The following is an 18,320-nucleotide window of genomic DNA, read 5'->3' on the forward strand; positions in this document are numbered from 1 at the left end:
CTAGTTGCCGCCCATAATCTGACTGAAAATACCGTCACTCATTTGTGCGGTGCACTGATCGCTGCGGGCAATGGTGAGCGCTTGTTCTAGACAGGTGGCGTAGTTGCCGGCAGCCTCGGGGAAGAGTAATTGAACACCCGATGAGAGGCTAAGAAAGAGCGACCAGATCACAATCATAATCATCAGCAGCACCGAGAAAAAGGGGAACTTAGCCTTCAGCATCTTTACCATGGTGGTGATAGCGAGGCCAATGGTGAGCGCGAAAAGAGGCAGCGCAAGAGTGTTGCCCCACCCGGGAAAGTTGGTCATTCCAAAAGCGAGAACCAATGACAAGAAGGTGCACCGCGACCAGATGCGGATGTTCTCTAGGGCTTCAAGGCTGGGCGCACTCGGCTGCTCGTGGTTCTCAGACATAGATACCACCTTACCGCCCCGCTGAAAAGAGCGACATCTCGTGGGTAAGTGAGCTAAACTATAGTCCATGCGTGTTGTTGTAATGGTCTCCGGTTCGGGCACCAATCTGCAGTCTATTGTGGATGCCGTTAAGGCCGGCCAGCTGCCCACCGAAGTGGTGGCGGTGGGGGCAGATAAGCCCTGTCAGGGCATCGAACGAGCCGTAGCCGCCGGTATCGAAACCTTCCTAATACAACCGGCTGACTATCAAGACCGCCCAGCCTGGAACAGGGCACTAGAAGAGGCAATCGCTGCTTATCGCCCCGACTACGTTATCTTCGCGGGTTTCATGCGCATTGTAGATGCCCAGCTGGTGGATCGTTTTGCTGGCCGTATTATCAACACCCACCCCGCCCTTCTGCCCTCTTTTCCGGGAGCTCACGGGGTGCGTGACGCCCTAGCCCACGGGGTGAAAGTTACCGGTCTAACCGTGCACCTGGTTGATTCTGGGGTTGATACTGGCCCCATCTTGGCGCAAGCCGCGGTGGACGTCCTGCCAGATGATACCGAAGAAACCCTGCACGAACGCATCAAGCTGAAAGAGCGAGCGCTTCTGGTTAAAACTATCGGTCAGCTAGAAGCCTCCCCCTCAAACCCACAGTTTTAGCCCCGCGGGGCTGAGCCTGCGGGTCGGGGCTCTCAAATACGACTCACGTATCTCAACCACCTGCTGCCCCACGCAGCACAAGAAACGGAGTTCATTAGTGAGCCTCATTCAGCTGGATCGCGTACCTCTCAAACGCGCTCTCATTTCTGTTTTTGACAAGACCGGCCTTGAAGATCTTGCCAAGGGTCTGCACGAAGCCGGGGTCGCGATTGTCTCCACCGGTTCCACTGCCTCCACCATCGCTGCCGCTGGCGTGCCCGTCACTGAAGTCTCAGATGTGACCGGTTTCCCCGAGTGCCTAGAGGGCCGCGTTAAGACCCTGCACCCCCGCGTCCACGCTGGTATCCTGGCTGACCGCCGCAAGCAGGAGCACATCGACACTTTGGCAGAGATGGACATTGAAGCCTTTGACCTGGTGGTCGTGAACCTCTACCCCTTCGTTGATACCGTGAAGTCCGGCGCTGATCAAGACGCCATCATCGAGAAAATCGATATCGGTGGGCCTTCCATGGTGCGTGCCGCTGCTAAGAATCACGACGCTGTAGCTATCGTGGTGGATCCGGCCCGCTACAACACTGTGGTGGAAGCTGCCAAAAACGGGGGTTTCAACCTAGCTCAGCGTCGCGCCTTGGCGTCCGCCGCCTTCGCCCACACCGCAGCCTATGACACCGCTGTTGCCACCTGGACCGCAGCCCAGTTTGAAACCGATGACGAGCAAATCTGGGCGCCCTTCGCAGGGAACTCCTTTGAACTGACCGACACCCTGCGCTACGGCGAAAACCCCCACCAGGCAGGCGCACTCTACACTAACGCCGCCGCCTCCCCAGGCATTGCTCAGGCAACTCTGCTCGGTGGCAAGGCCATGAGCTACAACAACTACGTGGACGGCGATGCCGCCCTGCGCGCCGCCTACGACTTTGATGAGCCTGCCGTTGCCATCATCAAACACAACAACCCCTGCGGTATCGCTGTTGGGTCAGCCAGTGCTGCTGACCCAATTGCTGACGCGCACGCTAAAGCACACGCCTGCGACCCCCTCTCAGCCTACGGCGGCGTTATTGCCGCTAACCGCGAGATCACCGCAGCCATGGCAGAAACCGTCAAGGGCATCTTCACCGAGGTCATCATTGCCCCCTCCTACAGCGCTCAAGCACTGGAGATTCTGCAAAGCAAGAAGAACCTGCGCATCCTACAGTTACCCGCCGACTTCGCCCTGGATACCCTAGAATACCGCCAGATCTCAGGTGGGGCCCTCATTCAACAGGCGGACCGCCTGAACGCAGAGGGCGACGCACCCGAAAACTGGCAGCTGGTTGCCGGCGAAGCCGTCGACGCAGAAACCCTAGCAGATCTGGCCTTCGCCTGGCGGGCACTACGCTCAGCTAAGTCCAACGCCATCCTGCTGGCTAACCACGGTGCTGCAGTGGGCATCGGCATGGGCCAGGTCAACCGCGTAGACTCCTGCCGCCTCTCGGTAGAACGCGCCAACACCCTAGCCGACGGAGACGAACGCGCCCAAGGGTCAGTAGCTGCCTCAGACGCCTTCTTCCCCTTCGCAGACGGCCTACAGGTACTTTTGGACGCCGGAGTGCGCGCCGTCGTTCAGCCCGGTGGCTCCATCCGCGACGAAGAAGTCATCGCAGCGGCTCAAGAGGCTGGGGTGAGCATGTACTTTACCGGTGCCCGCCACTTCTTCCACTAAGAAGTTTCCGCTGGATGGCGGGCACCGATTCCGGGCAAAATTTATATCCATCGCTCGCTCGGAATTTTGCCCTCCATCCCGCCACTTCTTCCACTAAGAAGTTTCCGCTGGATGGCGGGCACCGATTCCGGGCAAAATTTATATCCATCGCTCGCTCGGAATTTTGCCCTCCATCCCGCCACTTCTTCCACCAACAGCCCTTGCCCACAGAAGGACCCGCTGGTTTACTGGGTTGCTTCCTTCGCCTTTTCGGCAGCAACCTGAGTCAAGCCTTCAGAGAAGATCACCTGAACGTCAGTGGGGGAGAGCGCCGGGTAGGCCTCACCGCCGGTGGCCGACGCGATGGTCTGGAGCGCCTCCATGTTAGCGTCCTGCGAAATACCGATCAGAAGGATGAAAACAGGCTCATCGGCGTCCTGCTCAGCCTGAATGGTGGAGATAAGTTCCTCTTGAGAGATGGAACCCTCATCGTAGTTCTCACCATCGGTCAGCATAATGACCACGTTGGCTGCCCCGGGTTCGTAATGTTCTTTTAACTCTCGGAAGCCCGCTAGCAGGGTGTCATGCAAAGCGGTGGGATCGGTGCTCCCGATAGACCCTGAGATGCTGGTTCCAGCCTCCTGAAGGAGTTCACGTTGGGTCTTCCCATCGGTGACCTCTTCCTCCATACCACGCACCGGTACCAGTTTCTGGTAATCGGCGGTACAGCCATCGGGTAATGCGAGATTACGGGAGAACTTCCAAAGACCTATAGAATCACGAGCTGGGAAGAGCTGTGACCCTGCCAGAGCGGAGTCCACCATGAGATCCATGCGGGTCTTATCGGTCCCCTCTACGGGAGTCAGCATAGACCCCGAGGCATCCAGAATAACCAAAGCGTTCAGAGGGGCGGACTGCATGGAGTAACTCAGCCAGGTCCGCTCCAAGATTTCGGGATTGGTTTGGGTCAGCGGGGTGACACTGCCTAGAGCCCCACCATCCTCTAGAGCTTCCTGCCCTGTGGGCCGCAAGCCTGCCTCAGAAAGGGCCTGGCGGCCTTCATCGCTTGCCATAAAATTGCTGATTTGTGCGGCGGCGCCGTCGATGGTGCTATTGGTGCTGGTCGAGGTTCTGTAGAGCGGAAAATCCAGTATCGCTGAGCTGCTACCCGGCGCGGTTGCCTTGAGGGATTCACCGCCGTGTTCTGCGCGGTAGCGGGTAAATACAGCCTCGGTAACTATCGCTGCCGGGATTTCGCCCTTCTCAACCTGTGTGAGTAAATCTTCGGACGTGGGGAGCTCACCGTCCACGCCAATGGTGGTGGCACGCAGGCCCGTACCTTCAGCGAGCTTCTCGGGGGAACTGTGACCAGCTGATACTTCAGCAATTCCCGACATGAATGCCGCGAAAGCACCCGAATTTTGTTGAGGATCCCCCATTTTTGCGGCGTTGCCGTCAGCGAGGGCATCAGTCCAGTGGTGGAAGCGGGGGGTATCAGTTGCGGTAACCACCACCGCTATCGTTTGAGCCAGTGAATCTGAGATGGGGGTCAGCTCGGTTTTGGCTTCGGCCATGGCCAGCGTGGCACGGGTTAAAGAATCAGGGATCCACAGGTGGGCATATGAGCTACCGCTCGCTGCCTGCGAAAGCACCTCTTCCGAGCTCTCACCGATATTTACATCAAGGGTGATACATTTTTCTGGATCAACCGGGATTTTTTCAAGAACCTGTGCCATGGCTGGCGTGGTCTCAACGGTGACGTTCCGGGTGGTAGCGCACTCAGGAGGTAGAGCTTGCTGAGACGGCGAGGTTCCCCTATTCTCACCTTCAACGTGATGATGAGCGACTACTCCTCCGCCCGAAAGCAGAATAGTAGCTGCTGCAGCAGTGGCTGCCCATTTCCGGATGGTTTTCTTTCGTTGTTGCTCGCGCACTGCGCGCCGCGACTGTGAGCTATCCACGGTATTGCCTTCCCCCATGACGATACTGAATACATGTGCGGGCACCTATGCCTAGTAGGTCAGGCAAAAGGGGCATAGTTGGCGCGTGTTCCCTAGTGCGCCATAATATTCTTTCAAAGTCTAGCAACAAAAGGGTATGTCTATGCGTGGATGCACCGGCGCACCTGGGCAATCAAGGTGTCCTAAAAATAGGGAACGTGCCGTAAGTTCAGTCAAGAATATATGCAAAATCGCCGTTCCGAAATTGTAGAGGTAGCTCGGTCTCTTTTCACCCGCGGCGGTAGGCTGAGGCTGAACTGGAAACTTGGTTAGACATGCTGGCAGCTGCTGTGCTGAGTGTTTTTACCGGTTTTGTGATGCAATCGACTGTGCTAGCTGACTTCGACGCTGAGTGCTATTTCGAGTTTGCACGCACGATTTTGCGTCAGGGCTAGACCCGGCCACTCTTCTCTGTGAGCTCAGAGCGGACAATCTGCCGCAATTTCTCAGATAGCCATGTCTCAATTGAGCAGACGGGGCACAGCTCACATACACTTAATCCTTAGAACCCCACCTTTTTACGGGTGGGAGTCTGCCCCTTGTGCCGGGCAGCGCCTGATTCACTACACCAAAGGATGTGGCATGACCAACCTTTCCCCGAACGTGACCAATCTGCCCCTGGCGGAGGTAGACCCTGAAATTGCTGAAGCGATTGCTGCTGAGCAGGGCCGCCAACAGAACACCCTAGAAATGATTGCTTCAGAGAACTTTGCCCCGCGCGCGGTTCTTGAAGCGCAGGGTTCCGTTCTGACCAACAAGTACGCTGAAGGCTACCCGGGGCGCCGCTACTATGGCGGTTGCGAGCACGTGGACGTGGTGGAGCAACTAGCTATTGACCGCGCTAAAGCGCTTTTTGGTGCTGACCACGCTAACGTCCAGCCGCATTCTGGCGCCCAGGCGAATAATGCGGTGATGCATGCTCTGCTCACCCCCGGGGATAAAATTATGGGCCTATCCTTAGCCCACGGTGGTCACCTGACGCATGGCATGAAGCTGAATGTGTCTGGCAAACTCTATGAAGTGGTTGCCTACGGCGTAGATGAAGAGACCGGCCGGGTGAACATGGACGAGGTTCGTGAGCTGGCTCTGGCGGAAAAGCCTAAGGTGATTATTGCCGGCTGGAGTGCCTACACTCGCCAGCTAGATTTTGCTGCCTTCCGTGCGATTGCCGATGAGGTGGGAGCCTACCTCTGGGTTGATATGGCGCACTTCGCGGGTCTGGTCGCTGCCGGCTTACACCCCTCACCGGTACCCTATGCCCACGTGGTGTCCTCAACCGTGCATAAAACTTTGGCTGGCCCCCGCTCGGGCTTCATCATGTGCATTGAAGACCTCAAGAAGAAGATTGATTCGGCGGTATTCCCCGGTCAGCAGGGCGGCCCCCTCATGCACGCTATTGCAGGTAAGGCAACCGCCTTCAAAATTGCTGGTTCTGAGATGTTCAAGGATCGCCAGCAGCGCACTCTTGAGGGAGCTAAGATTCTTGCAGAGCGCCTATCTCAGCCAGATGTCGCTGAGGCGGGTATTAGCGTTCTAACCGGTGGCACCGATGTACACCTGGTACTGGTTGACCTGCGCAACGCTGCGATTAACGGTAAAGAGGCAGAGGACCTGCTGCACGAGGTAGGCATTACCGTGAACCGCAACTCGATTCCTAACGACCCCCGCCCGCCCATGGTGACTTCCGGCCTGCGTATCGGTACCCCTGCGCTGGCAACTCGCGGTTTTGACGCTGAGGCCTTCATCGAGGTTGCAGATATTATCGCTGAAACCCTCAAGCCTGGTGTGGACGTTGCTGCACAGCGTGAACGCGTCACCTCCCTGTGCGGGAAGTTCCCTCTCTACTCCGGCATTGAGGAATGGTAAGAATGGCTGCTCAGATTCTTGACGGTAAGGCAACTGCAGCCACCATTAAGGAGGAGCTAGCCGAGCGCGTTGCTGCCCTCAAAGAGCGCGGACTAACCCCCGGTCTGGCCACCGTTCTGGTGGGGGATGACCCTGCCTCGCACTCCTACGTGGGTGGTAAGCATCGTGACTGCGAAGAGGTGGGTATTGCCTCCATCCGCGTGGAGCTGCCCGAGACCGTCACCCAGGAAGAGTTGGAAGCAGAGCTGGATCAGCTCAACAACGATCCTGCCTGCACCGGCTATATCGTTCAGCTACCCTTACCCAAACACATCGACACCCACCGTATTCTTGAGAAGATTTCACCCGAGAAGGACGCGGACGGTCTGCACCCCACTAACCTGGGTCGCTTGGTGCTGAACGTGGGGGATGAGCTGAATTCACCTCTCCCTTGCACCCCCAACGGCGTCATTGAGCTGGTGGAGCGCCACGGAATTTCCTGGAAGGGCAAGAAAGTGGCGGTACTGGGCCGCGGTATTACCGTAGGTCGTCCTCTAGGTCTGCTACTGACTCGTAAGGAAGTCAACGCAACTGCTACCCTGGTGCACACCGGCACCGAGGACGTCAGCGCAGCCCTGCGCGAGGCAGATGTGATTGTTGCTGCTGTGGGTGTGCCCCACGCGGTGAAAGCCGACCAGGTTAAGGACGGCGCCATCTTGCTGGATGTTGGTGTCTCACGAGTTGAGGATGCCGAGACTGGTAAGAAGAAGCTGACCGGTGATGTTTCCCCGGAGGCCGTTGCTAAGGCTAGCTGGTACTCACCCAACCCCGGCGGCGTCGGCCCCATGACCCGGGCTATGCTGCTAGTCAACGTGGTTGAAACCGCTGAGCGTATGGCGGATGCCGCTTAGCGTTCCACCTGCACTTCAAAGTCATAGCGGTCTGCGCGGTAAAGGGTCTGAGTGCTCTCTACCGCCAGGCCGCGGCTTGTAAAACCAACTTTTTCGACGCGTAGGGCAGCGGTTCCCTGGGGCACTTCTAGCCAGATGGCCTCCTGTTTTGTGAGGTTAGTAGCCGAGATGCGCTGGAGAGCTGATTCCACACTATATCCGCTGCGGCGCAGCTGTGCATCGAGGGATCCGCTCACCTCGGGTTGTAGATGGGCAAAAGCCTCGGGCAAAAAATGGGCCGTCTCCAGTGCGACTGGAGCCCCGTCAGCGCTGCGCAGGCGCTTCATTTCAATGACCTTTGCGCCGTCGTCCAGGGTTAAATCTCTGGCAACGAGCGGCGGAGCAACCACCATCTGGCAGGAGATTGTTACCGACTGAGGCCTGTGACCGCGGGCCTTCATATCCTCGGTAAAGGGATGCAAAGACGGCGCCCTCACGGTGTTGTGCTGTGCAGCAACAAAAGTGCCAGACCCCTGAACGTGATAGACCAGCCCACGGTCAGCTAGCACCCGCAGTGCTCGCCGCACGGTATCTCGCGACACCCCAAACTCAGCTTGCAACTCGCGCTCCGCGGGCAAGGGGGAGTGGGGCGGCTGGGGCTTGATATAGCGTTCCTTTACCAAACGCGCTACCTGAACATACTTGGTTTCACGTGTAATACCGGTCATACTTCCAGTCTAGGTGCTGAAAAACTGCTCGGGCAGTTCACTACGCCGCTATTTCCTTTGACATAATGGTGAGCATGCAAACAAACGGCTCAGAGAACACAGCGCAGCAGCAAAACAATAAAACCGTGCTCATTGGAGCAAGCATCGGTATGGGAATTCTGGTGCTCCTTTTGGTATGGGCAATCTTGCAGGCAGCCCATGAGGAGTCAGTCCTGGGGTGGATTCTAGCGGGTGTTATCACTGCCTGGCTGGGCTTAGCTATCTATTTACTGGTGAGCGTCAACCGGACGTTGACTGCCCAGCGTAAGGCCTATGAAACCCACGCAGAGAAGCGGGCAGAGTATGAAGCTGATGTACATACCGAAAAACTGGCGCACTCCTTCCAGATTTGCCTAGTCCAGTCCAAAGTTATTGCTGAGCAGCTCGAAGCTGATGATGCTCACTCGCGCGACATGATTGACCGAGCCTTGGACACCATTAACTTCACCGCCAAAAACGGCATGGAGCTTGCCAAAGAAGGCGCGTAAGCCCCAAGGCCAACCCCACCGACTAGCAGCTTGAAAGCCCAGCTTTTTCAGCACAAAGGAAACTTCGTGAGCACCTCACAGCCTGAACAGATGTCAAAAGCCTCTATTGATCATGCAGCTACCAGCGCTCCCCGCGCCTTCTCGGGCGCCCAGCCCTCAGCTGATTCTATGCACCTGGGTAACTATATTGGGGCCGTTAATAACTGGGTAACCCTGCAGCAGGACCACGACTGCCTCTACTTCATCCCCGATATGCACTCCATTACCGTGCCTCAGGACCCCGCGGTACTTTTAGAACGCACCCGCAAGACAGCTGCCCAGTACATCGCAGCGGGCATTGACCCCGAAAAGACCCCACTCTTTGTGCAGTCTCACGTACCCGAGCACGCTCAGCTTGCCTGGGTGCTGAACTGCATTACCGGTTACGGCGAAGCAGCGCGCATGACCCAGTTTAAGGACAAGGCAGCCAGGCAGGGTACTGATAACGCCTCGGTAGGTCTTTTCACCTACCCCGTTCTTATGGCCGCTGACATTCTGCTCTACCAGGCGGACGTCGTGCCGGTGGGTGAGGACCAGCGTCAGCACCTGGAGCTTACCCGCAACCTTGCTCAGCGCTTCAACTCCCGCTTTGGCGACACCTTTGTAGTGCCGGAGCCCAAGATACTCAAAGAGACTGCCAAGATTTACGATCTGCAGGAGCCGGGCAACAAGATGAGCAAGTCGGCAGCCACCGACAAGGGCATCATCTGGTTGCTCGATGACCCCAAGAAGACCGCTAAGAAAATCAAGTCAGCGGTCACCGACGCGGGCACAGAGATTTCCTATGACCGCGAGAATAAGCCAGGGGTCTCCAACCTGCTCTCCATCTACTCCGCCGTTACCGGCCGCGATGTTGACAGCATCGTCGCTGACTACGAGGGCAAGATGTACGGTCATCTCAAGGTTGATCTGGCAGAAATCGTGGTCGAAGAGCTCTCTCCCATCCGCGCTCGCGTACTAGAGCTCATGGATGACCCTGCAGAGCTGGACCGTCTGCTGGCAATCGGTGCTGGCAAGGCTCGCGAGATTGCTTCGGTGACGATTAAGAACGTTTACGACGCCGTGGGCTTCCTGCCCGCCCAATAGGTAGGGTCGCAAACAGTGGCGGTGTCACCAACCCTGCTGACCGGTGGTGGGTACCTGAGTATTATTGCTCAGGTGCCCCCGCCCCTTGCCGAGCGTATCGTTAAGTGGCGGCGTGAGCACGGTATGGTGGGCGCGGTTGCCGAGAGCTGCCATATCACCCTTCTTATTGCCCGGGACACCGCGGGTGAGGGGAAGCTTGTGCAGCTAGAGGCTGCCCTGGCTGGGCACGGAGCAGTTGAGGTGGTCCTGGGGGAGCCTGAGTCCTTTCAACCGGCTAGCCCGGTCACCTATCTGCCCTTAGCCCGCGGGGCGGACTGCTTTAGATACCTCCACAGCCGTTGCGTCGAAGTTCTGGGGAAATCAGAATCGCCCTTCTCCTATGAACCGCATCTGACTCTAGCTCATGGTCTTGAAGAGGCCGCCCTAGCTAGGTCTCTGCGTGATTTTGCCGGGCTTGATGCACAGCTCGCCGGTTTTACTATCGATCAGCTACAGGTCAACCGCTATACAGGGGAAACCTGGCACCATCTAGCCGATGTCAGCCTGCGCTAGCATCGCAGGCTAAAACCCCGCCGCCCTGCCGTTTATTCGGCCAGGCGGCGGGGTTTATCGGTGAAGGAGCTAGTGCTCTACCTCTGCTGATACTTTTGTAGTTGCGGTGCGTGAGATACCGTTGATTTCATTAGGAACCTCAGGTAGGTCAACTGATTCAAAGACTTCAGCTTCGCCCTGAGCAATTGTTGCTAGGGAAATGATGTGTAGTTTCTTGCTGGCGGGGTCGGTGACATAAGCGGTGTGACCATCCACCCAGATAGCAGGGCGGGGGTCCTGCCAGACGGTAGATTCTTCCCAGGAGTCCATAACATCAACAGCGCCCAGTTCAGCGCCGTCCTCAGCATAGAAACGTAGCTTGCCGTCGGTGGTGAGCAGCAAGTGTTCGCCCTGCTCACCGCGGGCTAGAGAGCGGAAGGTGTAAGAAACACCCTCAGGTAGTGCTACTTTGGTGCGGGTTTCAGCTTCGGTGTCGATGATAGAGAACTGCTCGGGGCGTTCAAGCTCAGCCTCTTTATCGGTCTTGTAGTCAGCTAGGACAAAGTGGGAGGCCTTAGAACCTGCCTGGTTTCCTGAGCGGGAGTATGGGTCTTCTGAGTTGCTGACCTTAATAAAAGCACCATCCTTGTAAATGAGGGCACCGTCCTGGCACCCTACGGTGATGATGCCATCTGCCGCAACTGCCTCGCCGTGAAGACCCGGGCATTCCTTGTTTTCAACGATGGTCTTGCCCTCAGCATCGACCACAGCTGCACCGCTGCGCTCTTCATCGTTGCCCACGGCTACCAGGTAGCGGTCATTTTCCAGTGGAATAGCTAGGCCGTGATGGGGCTCAGGGAGGGTCACAGAGGTTGTTTCAAGCGTGGAGACAGTACGCTGATCTTCGCCGGTCAGGTCGGCTGGGTTATAGATGTCGAAGGTGCCGGTTTTATCGGCAAACATCGCGCTTTTGCCGTGATCCACTATAACGTGGCCGGTACCCTCGGCTGCAAAGCTCAGTGATGTAAGGGTGGGAGCGGTGGTGTAGTAGTGGTCGTGGTCCCCGTGCTCCTGCGTCCAGGCGCCCATGTCCAGCATGGTGTAGGAGTTGCCATCTGCCACTACCATGTGACGGTTATCCCCAGCGGGGTTAAGCCTCAAAAAACCTTCTTTTTTAATGGTTTTGAGTACTTCGAAGGTCTTGCCATCTAGGACCATGACCCCGCCATCATAGGTAAGTGCTAGGCGGGAGGAGGGTGCTGATGCTTCTTTAATTTCCGTCTGGGCTACGGCGCTAGAGGTTGCCGGTGAATTGGTAGCTAGGGTGCTGGAAGGGGGTGCCGAACTGCAGCCTGCCAGCGCAAAAGCGGCAATGCAAATGACGGCCGATAGGGTTGATTGGTGTTTGGGTGTATGCATAAAAACAGCATAACTTAAATGAGAATCATTTGCATAAGAAGATTAAAAAGAACGGGAACCACCTTAATGGGCTCCCGTTCCAGTGTTGTTTTAGCCTAAAGCAGGTTATTCAATCCCTGTTCCTTGAGCTTTGCAACGGTGTTTTTCACGCTCTGTGCGTCATCTCTTACGGTCACTAAGAGTGCATCAGCGGTATCGACAATCACCACATCAGAAATACCAATCACCGAAATTTTACGGTGGGTGTTATTGACGATAATTCCGGTGGAATCCTCGGTGATGACATTATTTTTATCACCCAGGACAAAGAGATCGTCGCCGGTTTTCTCGATATTCAGGCGAGCAACCGCGTCAAAGTCACCAACATCGTCCCAACTGAAGGAGCCGGGAACCATGGCGACATCACCTGCTGCTGCAGCGGGTTCCGCCACAGCATAGTCAATGGCGGTCTTGGGTAGGGTGTCCCAAACTCTGTTCATGGTGGCGTCGCGTTCTGGGGTGTCCCAGGCGCCGGCAATCTGCATGATCCCTGCGTAAAGCTCCGGCTCATTAGCTTCAATATGCTTCAGCATGAGCTGGGCTGGGGCTACGAACATGCCTGCATTCCAGGTGTAATCACCGGTTGCAAGATAAGCGCTCGCAGTCTGGGTATCCGGCTTTTCCACGAACTCCTCGACGGCAAGAGCATGGGGGGCATCCTTGGCACCCAAGCTCTTACTGGCCTTAATGTAGCCAAAAGCGGTGGAGGGTTCGGTTGGCTCGATACCGATAGTGACAACCTTGCCGGTGGCAGCGGCAGCAATAGCTTCACGAACTACCGCCTGGAAGTCTTCAACCGGGTCAATCACATGGTCAGCAGCAAAGGAACCGATAATTGCTTCGGGGTCCCGCTGGTAGAGAATTGCGCTGGCAAGACCAATAGCTGCGGCAGAATCCCTGGGCGATGGTTCGAGGACGAGGTCTGAGCCCCGGAGTTCACGCAGTTGCTGGGTGACAGCATTAGCGTGGGCCTCGCCGGTAATTACCATGACCCCGTCGGTTGCAAGATCAACTAGCCGATCATAGGTAGCACGAAGCAGGGAAGAGCCTGTTCCGGTCAGGTCAAGAAGGAATTTAGGTTCTACCGCACGAGAGAGGGGCCAGAGACGTGAGCCCACTCCGCCGGCCGGAATGAGGGGGTAGAACCGTTCAAGTGGTGTTCTCATCGTGTCTAAGTGTACCGATAAATAACGTCATATTGCTGAAATGTTAGAGAAGTGTAGGTCCACCCTTGGGGGGCGTGTAGCTGTGAACCCCGTGGGCTACCCTGCAGTATCGCGCAGAAAAAGGCAATAAAGTCATTAAAAATTGCCCTAATTTCCGGTAAATGAGCTAAGGGCCTGACTGACACAATGTCATTATCACTCCTGAAAACCTGCTAATCTAACTGTTGAGTAGAACACACACTAGGTTGTTGTGCGGGTAGCTCGCGCAGGCAGATTAGAGCTGCTTCAACCGCATTACACAGGAGGTTATTCAGTGCCGAATACATCCAAGGGCACGCTGTACCGTGGCCGCGAAGGTATGTGGTCATGGGTTGCCCACCGCATTACCGGTATTGCTATTTTCTTTTTCTTGCTGGTCCACGTCCTTGATACCGCGGTAGTCCGTGTATCTCCGGAGGCCTACAACGCCGTTATGAGCGTCTACAAGAACCCCATTATGGGTGCCGGTGAAGCTGTATTAGTTGCAGCTATCGTTTATCACGCTTTTAACGGTATTCGTATCATCCTCATTGATTTCTGGAAGAACGGTGCCCGCAACCAGAAGGGCATGCTGTGGGGAGTGCTCGTTCTCTGGGCAGTCGTCATGATTCCTTTCATTATCCGTCACGCAATGCTCGTATTTGGGGGTCACTAGGCCATGGCAACACCGCTGAAAACTAAGATTTCTGTTCCCCGTAGCCGCGATCACAGCATTTCGGGCGTTAAGTACAACCGTTCATCTTCTAAGCGCAACAACTTTGAGATGGCAGCCTGGCTCTACATGCGTATCTCCGGTGTGCTGCTGGTTGTACTGATTTTCGGTCACCTCTTTGTCAACCTCATGATGGGCGAAGGTGTGCACCGCATCGACTTCGGTTTCGTGGGCGGTAAACTCGCTAACCCCTTCTGGCAGGTTTGGGATCTGCTGTTGCTCTGGCTAGCTATGCTTCACGGCACCAACGGTATGCGCGTCATCATCGATGACTATGCAGAGAAGGACGGCGTACGTTTCATTCTTAAAGTTGCGCTCTTCCTCGCCTCAGCCTTCGTCATTCTTCTGGGCACCCTGGTCATCTTTACCTTTGACCCCTGCCCCGCTGGTGCTGATCCCGAGCTTCTTGCGTCCTTCTGCGCAGCCCCCTAAGTTTTCTAAGAACGAGACACTGAAGAAAGAAGCATTGACTAATGCAGGTACATAAGTACGATGTCGTGATTATTGGTGCCGGTGGCGCCGGCATGCGCGCAGCAATTGAAGCTGGTCAGCGCGTCCGCACCGCTGTTCTCACCAAGCTTTACCCTACCCGCTCCCACACCGGTGCAGCTCAGGGTGGCATGTGCGCAGCCCTTGCCAACGTCGAAGAAGACAACTGGGAATGGCACACCTTTGACACCATTAAGGGCGGGGACTACCTTGTTGACCAGGATTCAGCAGAGGTGATGGCTAAGGAAGCCATTGAAGCTGTGCTGGATCTTGAAAAGATGGGTCTGCCCTTCAACCGAACCCCTGAAGGACGCATCGACCAGCGACGCTTTGGTGGTCACACCCGTGACCACGGTAAAGCACCCGTGCGCCGCTCCTGCTACGCAGCAGACCGCACCGGCCACATGATTCTGCAGACCCTGTACCAGAACTGCGTTAAGCACAACGTTGAGTTCTATAACGAGTACTACGTGCTCGACCTGGTCATGGTTGAAGATGAGGACGGCGTCCGCCGCCCCGCTGGCGTGGTCTCCTACGACCTGGCAACCGGTGACGTCCATGTCTTCCAGGCCAAGTCCATCATTTTCGCTTCCGGTGGCTGTGGCAAGATCTTCAAGACCACCTCTAACGCCCACACCCTCACCGGCGACGGCATGGCGATTGCCCTGCGCAACGGCATTCCCCTGGAAGATATGGAGTTCGTACAATTCCACCCGACCGGCCTGGCTGGTCTGGGCATCCTGGTCTCAGAGGCAGCCCGCGGTGAAGGCGGCATCCTGCGCAACTCCGACGGTGAACGCTTTATGGAACGCTACGCGCCGACCATTAAAGACCTAGCACCCCGCGATATCGTTGCCCGCTCTATGGCTAACGAAGTGCGTGAAGGTCGCGGCTGTGGCCCCAACAAGGACTACGTCCTTTTGGATCTTACCCACCTGGAACCCTCACACATCGATGAGAAGCTGCCGGACATCACCGAGTTCGCACGCACCTACCTGGGTGTTGAACCCTACACCGAGCCGGTGCCTGTGTTCCCCACCGCTCACTACGCAATGGGTGGCATCCCTACCAACATCAAGGCTGAGGTTCACGCCAACTCAGAAGACATCATCCCCGGTCTCTACGCAGCCGGTGAGGTGGCCTGTGTATCTGTACACGGTTCAAACCGCCTGGGCACCAACTCCCTGCTGGATATCAACGTTTTCGGCAAGCGCGCCGGTATGTACGCTGCAGAGTACGCTGCAAGCGCTGACTTCCTGCCTGTGCCCGATGATGCAGCTGACGAAACCCTCGCCCTGCTCAATCAGATCCGCAACGGCGAAGGCACCGAAAAAGTAGGTCAGCTCCGTAAGGAACTGCAGGATGTTATGGACGCCGACATGCAGGTATTCCGCACCGAAGAGACCATCCACAACGCTGTCGACAAGATTGTTGAACTCGAAGAGCGTTACAAGAGCATCCAGATCCAGGACAAGGGCAAGCGCTTCAACCTGGACCTGCTCGAAGCTGTTGAACTGGGCTTCCTCTTGGAACTTGCCAAGGTTATGTCGGTCGCCGCCCTACACCGCAAGGAATCCCGCGGCGGTCACTTCCGCGAGGACTACCCCGACCGCGACGATGCTAACTTCATGAAGCACTCCATGGTCTACCGCGATGAGACCACCGAGATGGAAGGTATCAAGGGTCTGCGTTTCGACACCAAACCCGTGACCTTCACCCGCTACGAACCGATGGAGCGTAAGTATTAAAATGGCTGATTTTGAAGCACGTGAACCAGAATCAAAGGTTCAGTTAGCATCTGAAACCGGTGGCGCGGGCGCAACGCCCACCTTTGACATCACCGTTCAGGTACGCCGCTACGACCCCGAACTGTCGGCAGAAGTGCACTGGGACGAATTCCAGCTCACCATGTACGGCACCGACCGCGTACTGGATGCCCTGCACAAGATTAAGTGGGAGATTGACGGTTCGCTGTCCTTCCGCCGCTCCTGCGCACACGGTATCTGCGGCTCGGATGCCATGCGCATCAACGGCCGCAACCGCCTAGCCTGCAAGACCCTGCTCAAGGACCTTGACCTCGCTAAGCCGATTACCGTTGAACCCATCAAGGGTCTGCCCTGCGAGAAGGACCTCATTGTCGATATGGAGCCCTTCTTCCAGGCCTACCGTGAGGTCATGCCCTTCTTGGTCAATGACACCCACGAGCCTGAGCGTGAGCGCTACCAGTCCCAGGAAGACCGCGCCCGCTTTGATGACACCACCAAGTGCATCCTCTGCGCAGCCTGCACCTCGTCCTGCCCCGTTTTCTGGACCGACGGCCAGTACTTCGGCCCGGCAGCTATCGTCAACGCCCACCGTTTTATCTTCGATTCACGCGATGACGCCGGCGATATGCGACTAGAAATCCTCAACGACAAAGAAGGCGTTTGGCGCTGCCGCACCACCTTCAACTGCACCGAGGCTTGCCCCCGCGGTATTGAGATCACCAAGGCTATCGCCGAGGTCAAGCAGGCAATTCTTGTCCGCTCACTCTAGCCGCTAGAGCATCCACAGGACGCCGCCGTGTCTCACCTGCCATCAGGGTAGGGGAGCGCGGCGGCGTCCTGCGTCTGGTGGAGAAGTGTCACAGAAGCGTCATAGAGAGGGTGGGGCTTCACGAGCGGTCTCACTTCGCAGGATTGCGGGGCAGGGGGTTATCTTAGATGTATGTCTTCTTCAGCAGCGATCACCCTTGATGTGAACTCTCCAATCTTTGGGCAGCGCCTTCGTGCGCTCACCCCGGAGCTCATCCGCTTCCGCCGTGAGGTGCATGCCAACCCCGAGTTGTCCTACCTGGAGAAGAAAACCACCGAGCGTATCTTTAGCGCTCTGACTGATGCCGGGTTGAAGCCTAAGCACCTCAAGGGCACCGGTTGCTATGTTGATGTGGGGGAGGGGCCTTACGCGGCAGCCTTTCGTGCCGACATCGATGCGCTGCCCATCCAAGAAGAAACCGATTTGCCCTACGCCTCCACAGTCAACGGGGTCATGCACGCCTGCGGGCACGACATTCACCAGACCGTCATGTTGGGTGTTGCCATCGCTCTGCATCGCCTGCACCAAAAAAACCCGCTGGGTGCGAGCATTCGTATTATTTTCCAGCCGGCTGAGGAACAGCTGCCTGGTGGCGCTGTCGATGTGCTGGCTCAGCGAATCCTAGAGGGCATGCCCCGCGCCTTTGCCCTGCACTGCGACCCCAAGGTAGATGTGGGCAAAATCGGAACCCGTATCGGGGCGATTACCAGTGCATCTGACACCATTAAAATCAGCCTTAAAGGTCGGGGCGGTCATACTTCGCGCCCGCACCTGACCGAAGACATCGTTTATGCTCTGAGCCAGATCGCCATCAATGTGCCCGCTGTGCTCTCTCGCAAGACTGACGTGCGCAGCGGGGTTCTGGTGGTCTGGGGCCAGATTGAAGCGGGGGTAGCCCCCAATGCCATCCCCTCCACCGCCTTTCTCGCCGGGACCATGCGCTGCCTGGAAGCAGACGTGTGGAAACAGGCAGGTTCAATTCTTGACGAAGTGGTTGAACAGATTGCTGCCCCCTACAACGTCGAGGTGGAGCTAGAGCACTTCCGCGGCGTCCCGCCGGCAGTTAACACCGAAGACGAGGTTGCTATGCTCGAGAACGCTGCGCGTGCCGAGCTGGGTGAGGACGCAGTGGTGTTAGTCGAGCAGTCTATGGGCGGCGAGGATTTTGCCTGGATGCTGCAAGAAGTGCCCGGTGCCCTCATCCGTTTGGGTACGCGTATGCCCGGGGGCTACACTTTTGACCTGCACCGCGGGGACTATGCCCCCGATGAACGTGCCATTGAAGTTGGCGTGCGCGTCATGGCAGCTACTGCCCTCCGCGCTATCCGCGCTGAACTAGTCCTCTAGAGGGCTGCCCTACCCAGAGAAACGTTGCAGGGCCAAGGACGAGAATATTTTAAAAAACCTTGAACTGGCTCGTCTCTGTTCCAGAATCCGGCTACTGCCGCTGTGATTAGCGTAAATAAGAGGGCAGTCACTCGGGAGCACCCAGAAG

17 protein-coding genes are annotated in these 18,320 nt (G+C 56.7%); 12 read left to right on the top strand and 5 right to left on the bottom strand.

What is annotated here, in order from left to right:
* The gene (locus M3668_RS09545; RefSeq protein ID WP_251380620.1) at window positions 1–414 is read right to left on the bottom strand and encodes a hypothetical protein; all 414 of its coding nucleotides are present in this window, start codon (window positions 412–414) and stop codon (window positions 1–3) included.
* Window positions 415–481: 67 nt separating this feature from the next.
* Here M3668_RS09545 and purN point away from each other — a divergent pair, with 67 nt between their 5' ends.
* Window positions 482–1,060, top strand: coding sequence for a phosphoribosylglycinamide formyltransferase (gene purN / locus M3668_RS09550; protein WP_251380621.1), 579 nt, complete (start codon window positions 482–484; stop codon window positions 1,058–1,060).
* 97 nt (window positions 1,061–1,157) lie between these two features.
* The gene (gene purH, locus M3668_RS09555) at window positions 1,158–2,762 is read left to right on the top strand and encodes a bifunctional phosphoribosylaminoimidazolecarboxamide formyltransferase/IMP cyclohydrolase (protein WP_251380622.1); all 1,605 of its coding nucleotides are present in this window, start codon (window positions 1,158–1,160) and stop codon (window positions 2,760–2,762) included.
* Window positions 2,763–2,986: 224 nt separating this feature from the next.
* Here purH and M3668_RS09560 read toward each other — a convergent pair whose 3' ends face one another.
* Window positions 2,987–4,702 carry a substrate-binding domain-containing protein gene (locus M3668_RS09560; RefSeq protein ID WP_251380623.1) on the bottom strand — a complete coding sequence of 572 codons (1,716 nt, stop codon included), beginning with the start codon at window positions 4,700–4,702 and terminating at the stop codon, window positions 2,987–2,989.
* Between the two features lie 621 nt (window positions 4,703–5,323).
* Here M3668_RS09560 and glyA point away from each other — a divergent pair.
* The gene (gene glyA / locus M3668_RS09565; RefSeq protein ID WP_251380624.1) at window positions 5,324–6,607 is read left to right on the top strand and encodes a serine hydroxymethyltransferase; all 1,284 of its coding nucleotides are present in this window, start codon (window positions 5,324–5,326) and stop codon (window positions 6,605–6,607) included.
* A 2-nt stretch (window positions 6,608–6,609) separates the two neighbouring features.
* A complete protein-coding gene (locus M3668_RS09570; RefSeq protein WP_251380625.1) occupies window positions 6,610–7,497 on the top strand; it encodes a bifunctional methylenetetrahydrofolate dehydrogenase/methenyltetrahydrofolate cyclohydrolase in 888 nt (295 codons plus the stop codon).
* Here the strand turns inward: M3668_RS09570 and M3668_RS09575 are convergent.
* Window positions 7,494–8,204, bottom strand: a complete 711-nt coding sequence (locus M3668_RS09575) for a GntR family transcriptional regulator (RefSeq protein ID WP_251380626.1) — start codon at window positions 8,202–8,204, stop codon at window positions 7,494–7,496. The genes M3668_RS09570 and M3668_RS09575 overlap by 4 nt on opposite strands.
* Before the next feature lie 74 nt (window positions 8,205–8,278).
* Here M3668_RS09575 and M3668_RS09580 point away from each other — a divergent pair, with 74 nt between their 5' ends.
* From M3668_RS09580 to M3668_RS09590, 3 genes are all read left to right on the top strand, one after another.
* A complete protein-coding gene (locus M3668_RS09580) occupies window positions 8,279–8,731 on the top strand; it encodes a hypothetical protein (protein WP_251380627.1) in 453 nt (150 codons plus the stop codon).
* 90 nt (window positions 8,732–8,821) lie between these two features.
* On the top strand, window positions 8,822–9,856 hold the full coding sequence (gene trpS / locus M3668_RS09585; RefSeq protein ID WP_251380872.1) for a tryptophan--tRNA ligase: 1,035 nt from the start codon (window positions 8,822–8,824) through the stop codon (window positions 9,854–9,856).
* Between the two features lie 15 nt (window positions 9,857–9,871).
* On the top strand, window positions 9,872–10,408 hold the full coding sequence (locus M3668_RS09590; protein ID WP_251380628.1) for a 2'-5' RNA ligase family protein: 537 nt from the start codon (window positions 9,872–9,874) through the stop codon (window positions 10,406–10,408).
* 69 nt (window positions 10,409–10,477) lie between these two features.
* Here M3668_RS09590 and M3668_RS09595 read toward each other — a convergent pair whose 3' ends face one another.
* Entirely contained in the window at window positions 10,478–11,806 is a 1,329-nt protein-coding gene (locus M3668_RS09595) for a hypothetical protein (protein WP_251380629.1), read from the bottom strand.
* Between the two features lie 95 nt (window positions 11,807–11,901).
* The gene (locus M3668_RS09600) at window positions 11,902–13,011 is read right to left on the bottom strand and encodes a mannose-1-phosphate guanylyltransferase (RefSeq protein ID WP_251380630.1); all 1,110 of its coding nucleotides are present in this window, start codon (window positions 13,009–13,011) and stop codon (window positions 11,902–11,904) included.
* A 313-nt stretch (window positions 13,012–13,324) separates the two neighbouring features.
* Between M3668_RS09600 and sdhC the strand changes: the two genes are divergently transcribed.
* The 5 genes from sdhC to M3668_RS09625 all read left to right on the top strand — a co-directional run bounded on the left by sdhC (window position 13,325) and on the right by M3668_RS09625 (window position 18,172).
* Window positions 13,325–13,705: a succinate dehydrogenase, cytochrome b556 subunit gene (sdhC, locus tag M3668_RS09605; RefSeq protein WP_251380631.1), complete on the top strand. Its 381-nt coding sequence runs from the start codon at window positions 13,325–13,327 to the stop codon at window positions 13,703–13,705.
* Between the two features lie 3 nt (window positions 13,706–13,708).
* On the top strand, window positions 13,709–14,194 hold the full coding sequence (sdhD, locus tag M3668_RS09610; protein ID WP_251380632.1) for a succinate dehydrogenase, hydrophobic membrane anchor protein: 486 nt from the start codon (window positions 13,709–13,711) through the stop codon (window positions 14,192–14,194).
* A gap of 41 nt (window positions 14,195–14,235) precedes the next feature.
* Window positions 14,236–15,999 (top strand): succinate dehydrogenase flavoprotein subunit, encoded by a 1,764-nt coding sequence (sdhA, locus tag M3668_RS09615; protein WP_251380633.1) that lies wholly within the window; start codon window positions 14,236–14,238, stop codon window positions 15,997–15,999.
* A 1-nt stretch (window position 16,000) separates the two neighbouring features.
* Window positions 16,001–16,786, top strand: a complete 786-nt coding sequence (locus M3668_RS09620; protein ID WP_251380634.1) for a succinate dehydrogenase iron-sulfur subunit — start codon at window positions 16,001–16,003, stop codon at window positions 16,784–16,786.
* A 171-nt stretch (window positions 16,787–16,957) separates the two neighbouring features.
* Window positions 16,958–18,172: an amidohydrolase gene (locus M3668_RS09625; RefSeq protein ID WP_251380635.1), complete on the top strand. Its 1,215-nt coding sequence runs from the start codon at window positions 16,958–16,960 to the stop codon at window positions 18,170–18,172.
* The last annotated feature ends 148 nt before the right edge of the window (window positions 18,173–18,320 follow it).

It is taken from the genome of Rothia sp. P100 (assembly GCF_023712425.1).
Taxonomy (GTDB): Bacteria; Actinomycetota; Actinomycetes; order Actinomycetales; family Micrococcaceae; genus Rothia; species Rothia endophytica.

Bases quoted from the DNA above. Each gene is read 5' to 3' on its own strand.
- trpS (WP_251380872.1), top strand. From the start codon at position 8,822: ATGTCAAAAGCCTCTATTGATCATGCAGCTACCAGCGCTCCCCGCGCC.
- M3668_RS09600 (WP_251380630.1), bottom strand. From the start codon at position 13,011: ATGAGAACACCACTTGAACGGTTCTACCCCCTCATTCCGGCCGGCGGA.
- sdhA (WP_251380633.1), top strand. From the start codon at position 14,236: ATGCAGGTACATAAGTACGATGTCGTGATTATTGGTGCCGGTGGCGCC.
- M3668_RS09625 (WP_251380635.1), top strand. From the start codon at position 16,958: ATGTCTTCTTCAGCAGCGATCACCCTTGATGTGAACTCTCCAATCTTT.
- M3668_RS09595 (WP_251380629.1), bottom strand. From the start codon at position 11,806: ATGCATACACCCAAACACCAATCAACCCTATCGGCCGTCATTTGCATT.
- purN (WP_251380621.1), top strand. From the start codon at position 482: ATGCGTGTTGTTGTAATGGTCTCCGGTTCGGGCACCAATCTGCAGTCT.
- M3668_RS09575 (WP_251380626.1), bottom strand. From the start codon at position 8,204: ATGACCGGTATTACACGTGAAACCAAGTATGTTCAGGTAGCGCGTTTG.
- M3668_RS09620 (WP_251380634.1), top strand. From the start codon at position 16,001: ATGGCTGATTTTGAAGCACGTGAACCAGAATCAAAGGTTCAGTTAGCA.
- M3668_RS09545 (WP_251380620.1), bottom strand. From the start codon at position 414: ATGTCTGAGAACCACGAGCAGCCGAGTGCGCCCAGCCTTGAAGCCCTA.
- glyA (WP_251380624.1), top strand. From the start codon at position 5,324: ATGACCAACCTTTCCCCGAACGTGACCAATCTGCCCCTGGCGGAGGTA.
- sdhD (WP_251380632.1), top strand. From the start codon at position 13,709: ATGGCAACACCGCTGAAAACTAAGATTTCTGTTCCCCGTAGCCGCGAT.
- M3668_RS09570 (WP_251380625.1), top strand. From the start codon at position 6,610: ATGGCTGCTCAGATTCTTGACGGTAAGGCAACTGCAGCCACCATTAAG.
- M3668_RS09580 (WP_251380627.1), top strand. From the start codon at position 8,279: ATGCAAACAAACGGCTCAGAGAACACAGCGCAGCAGCAAAACAATAAA.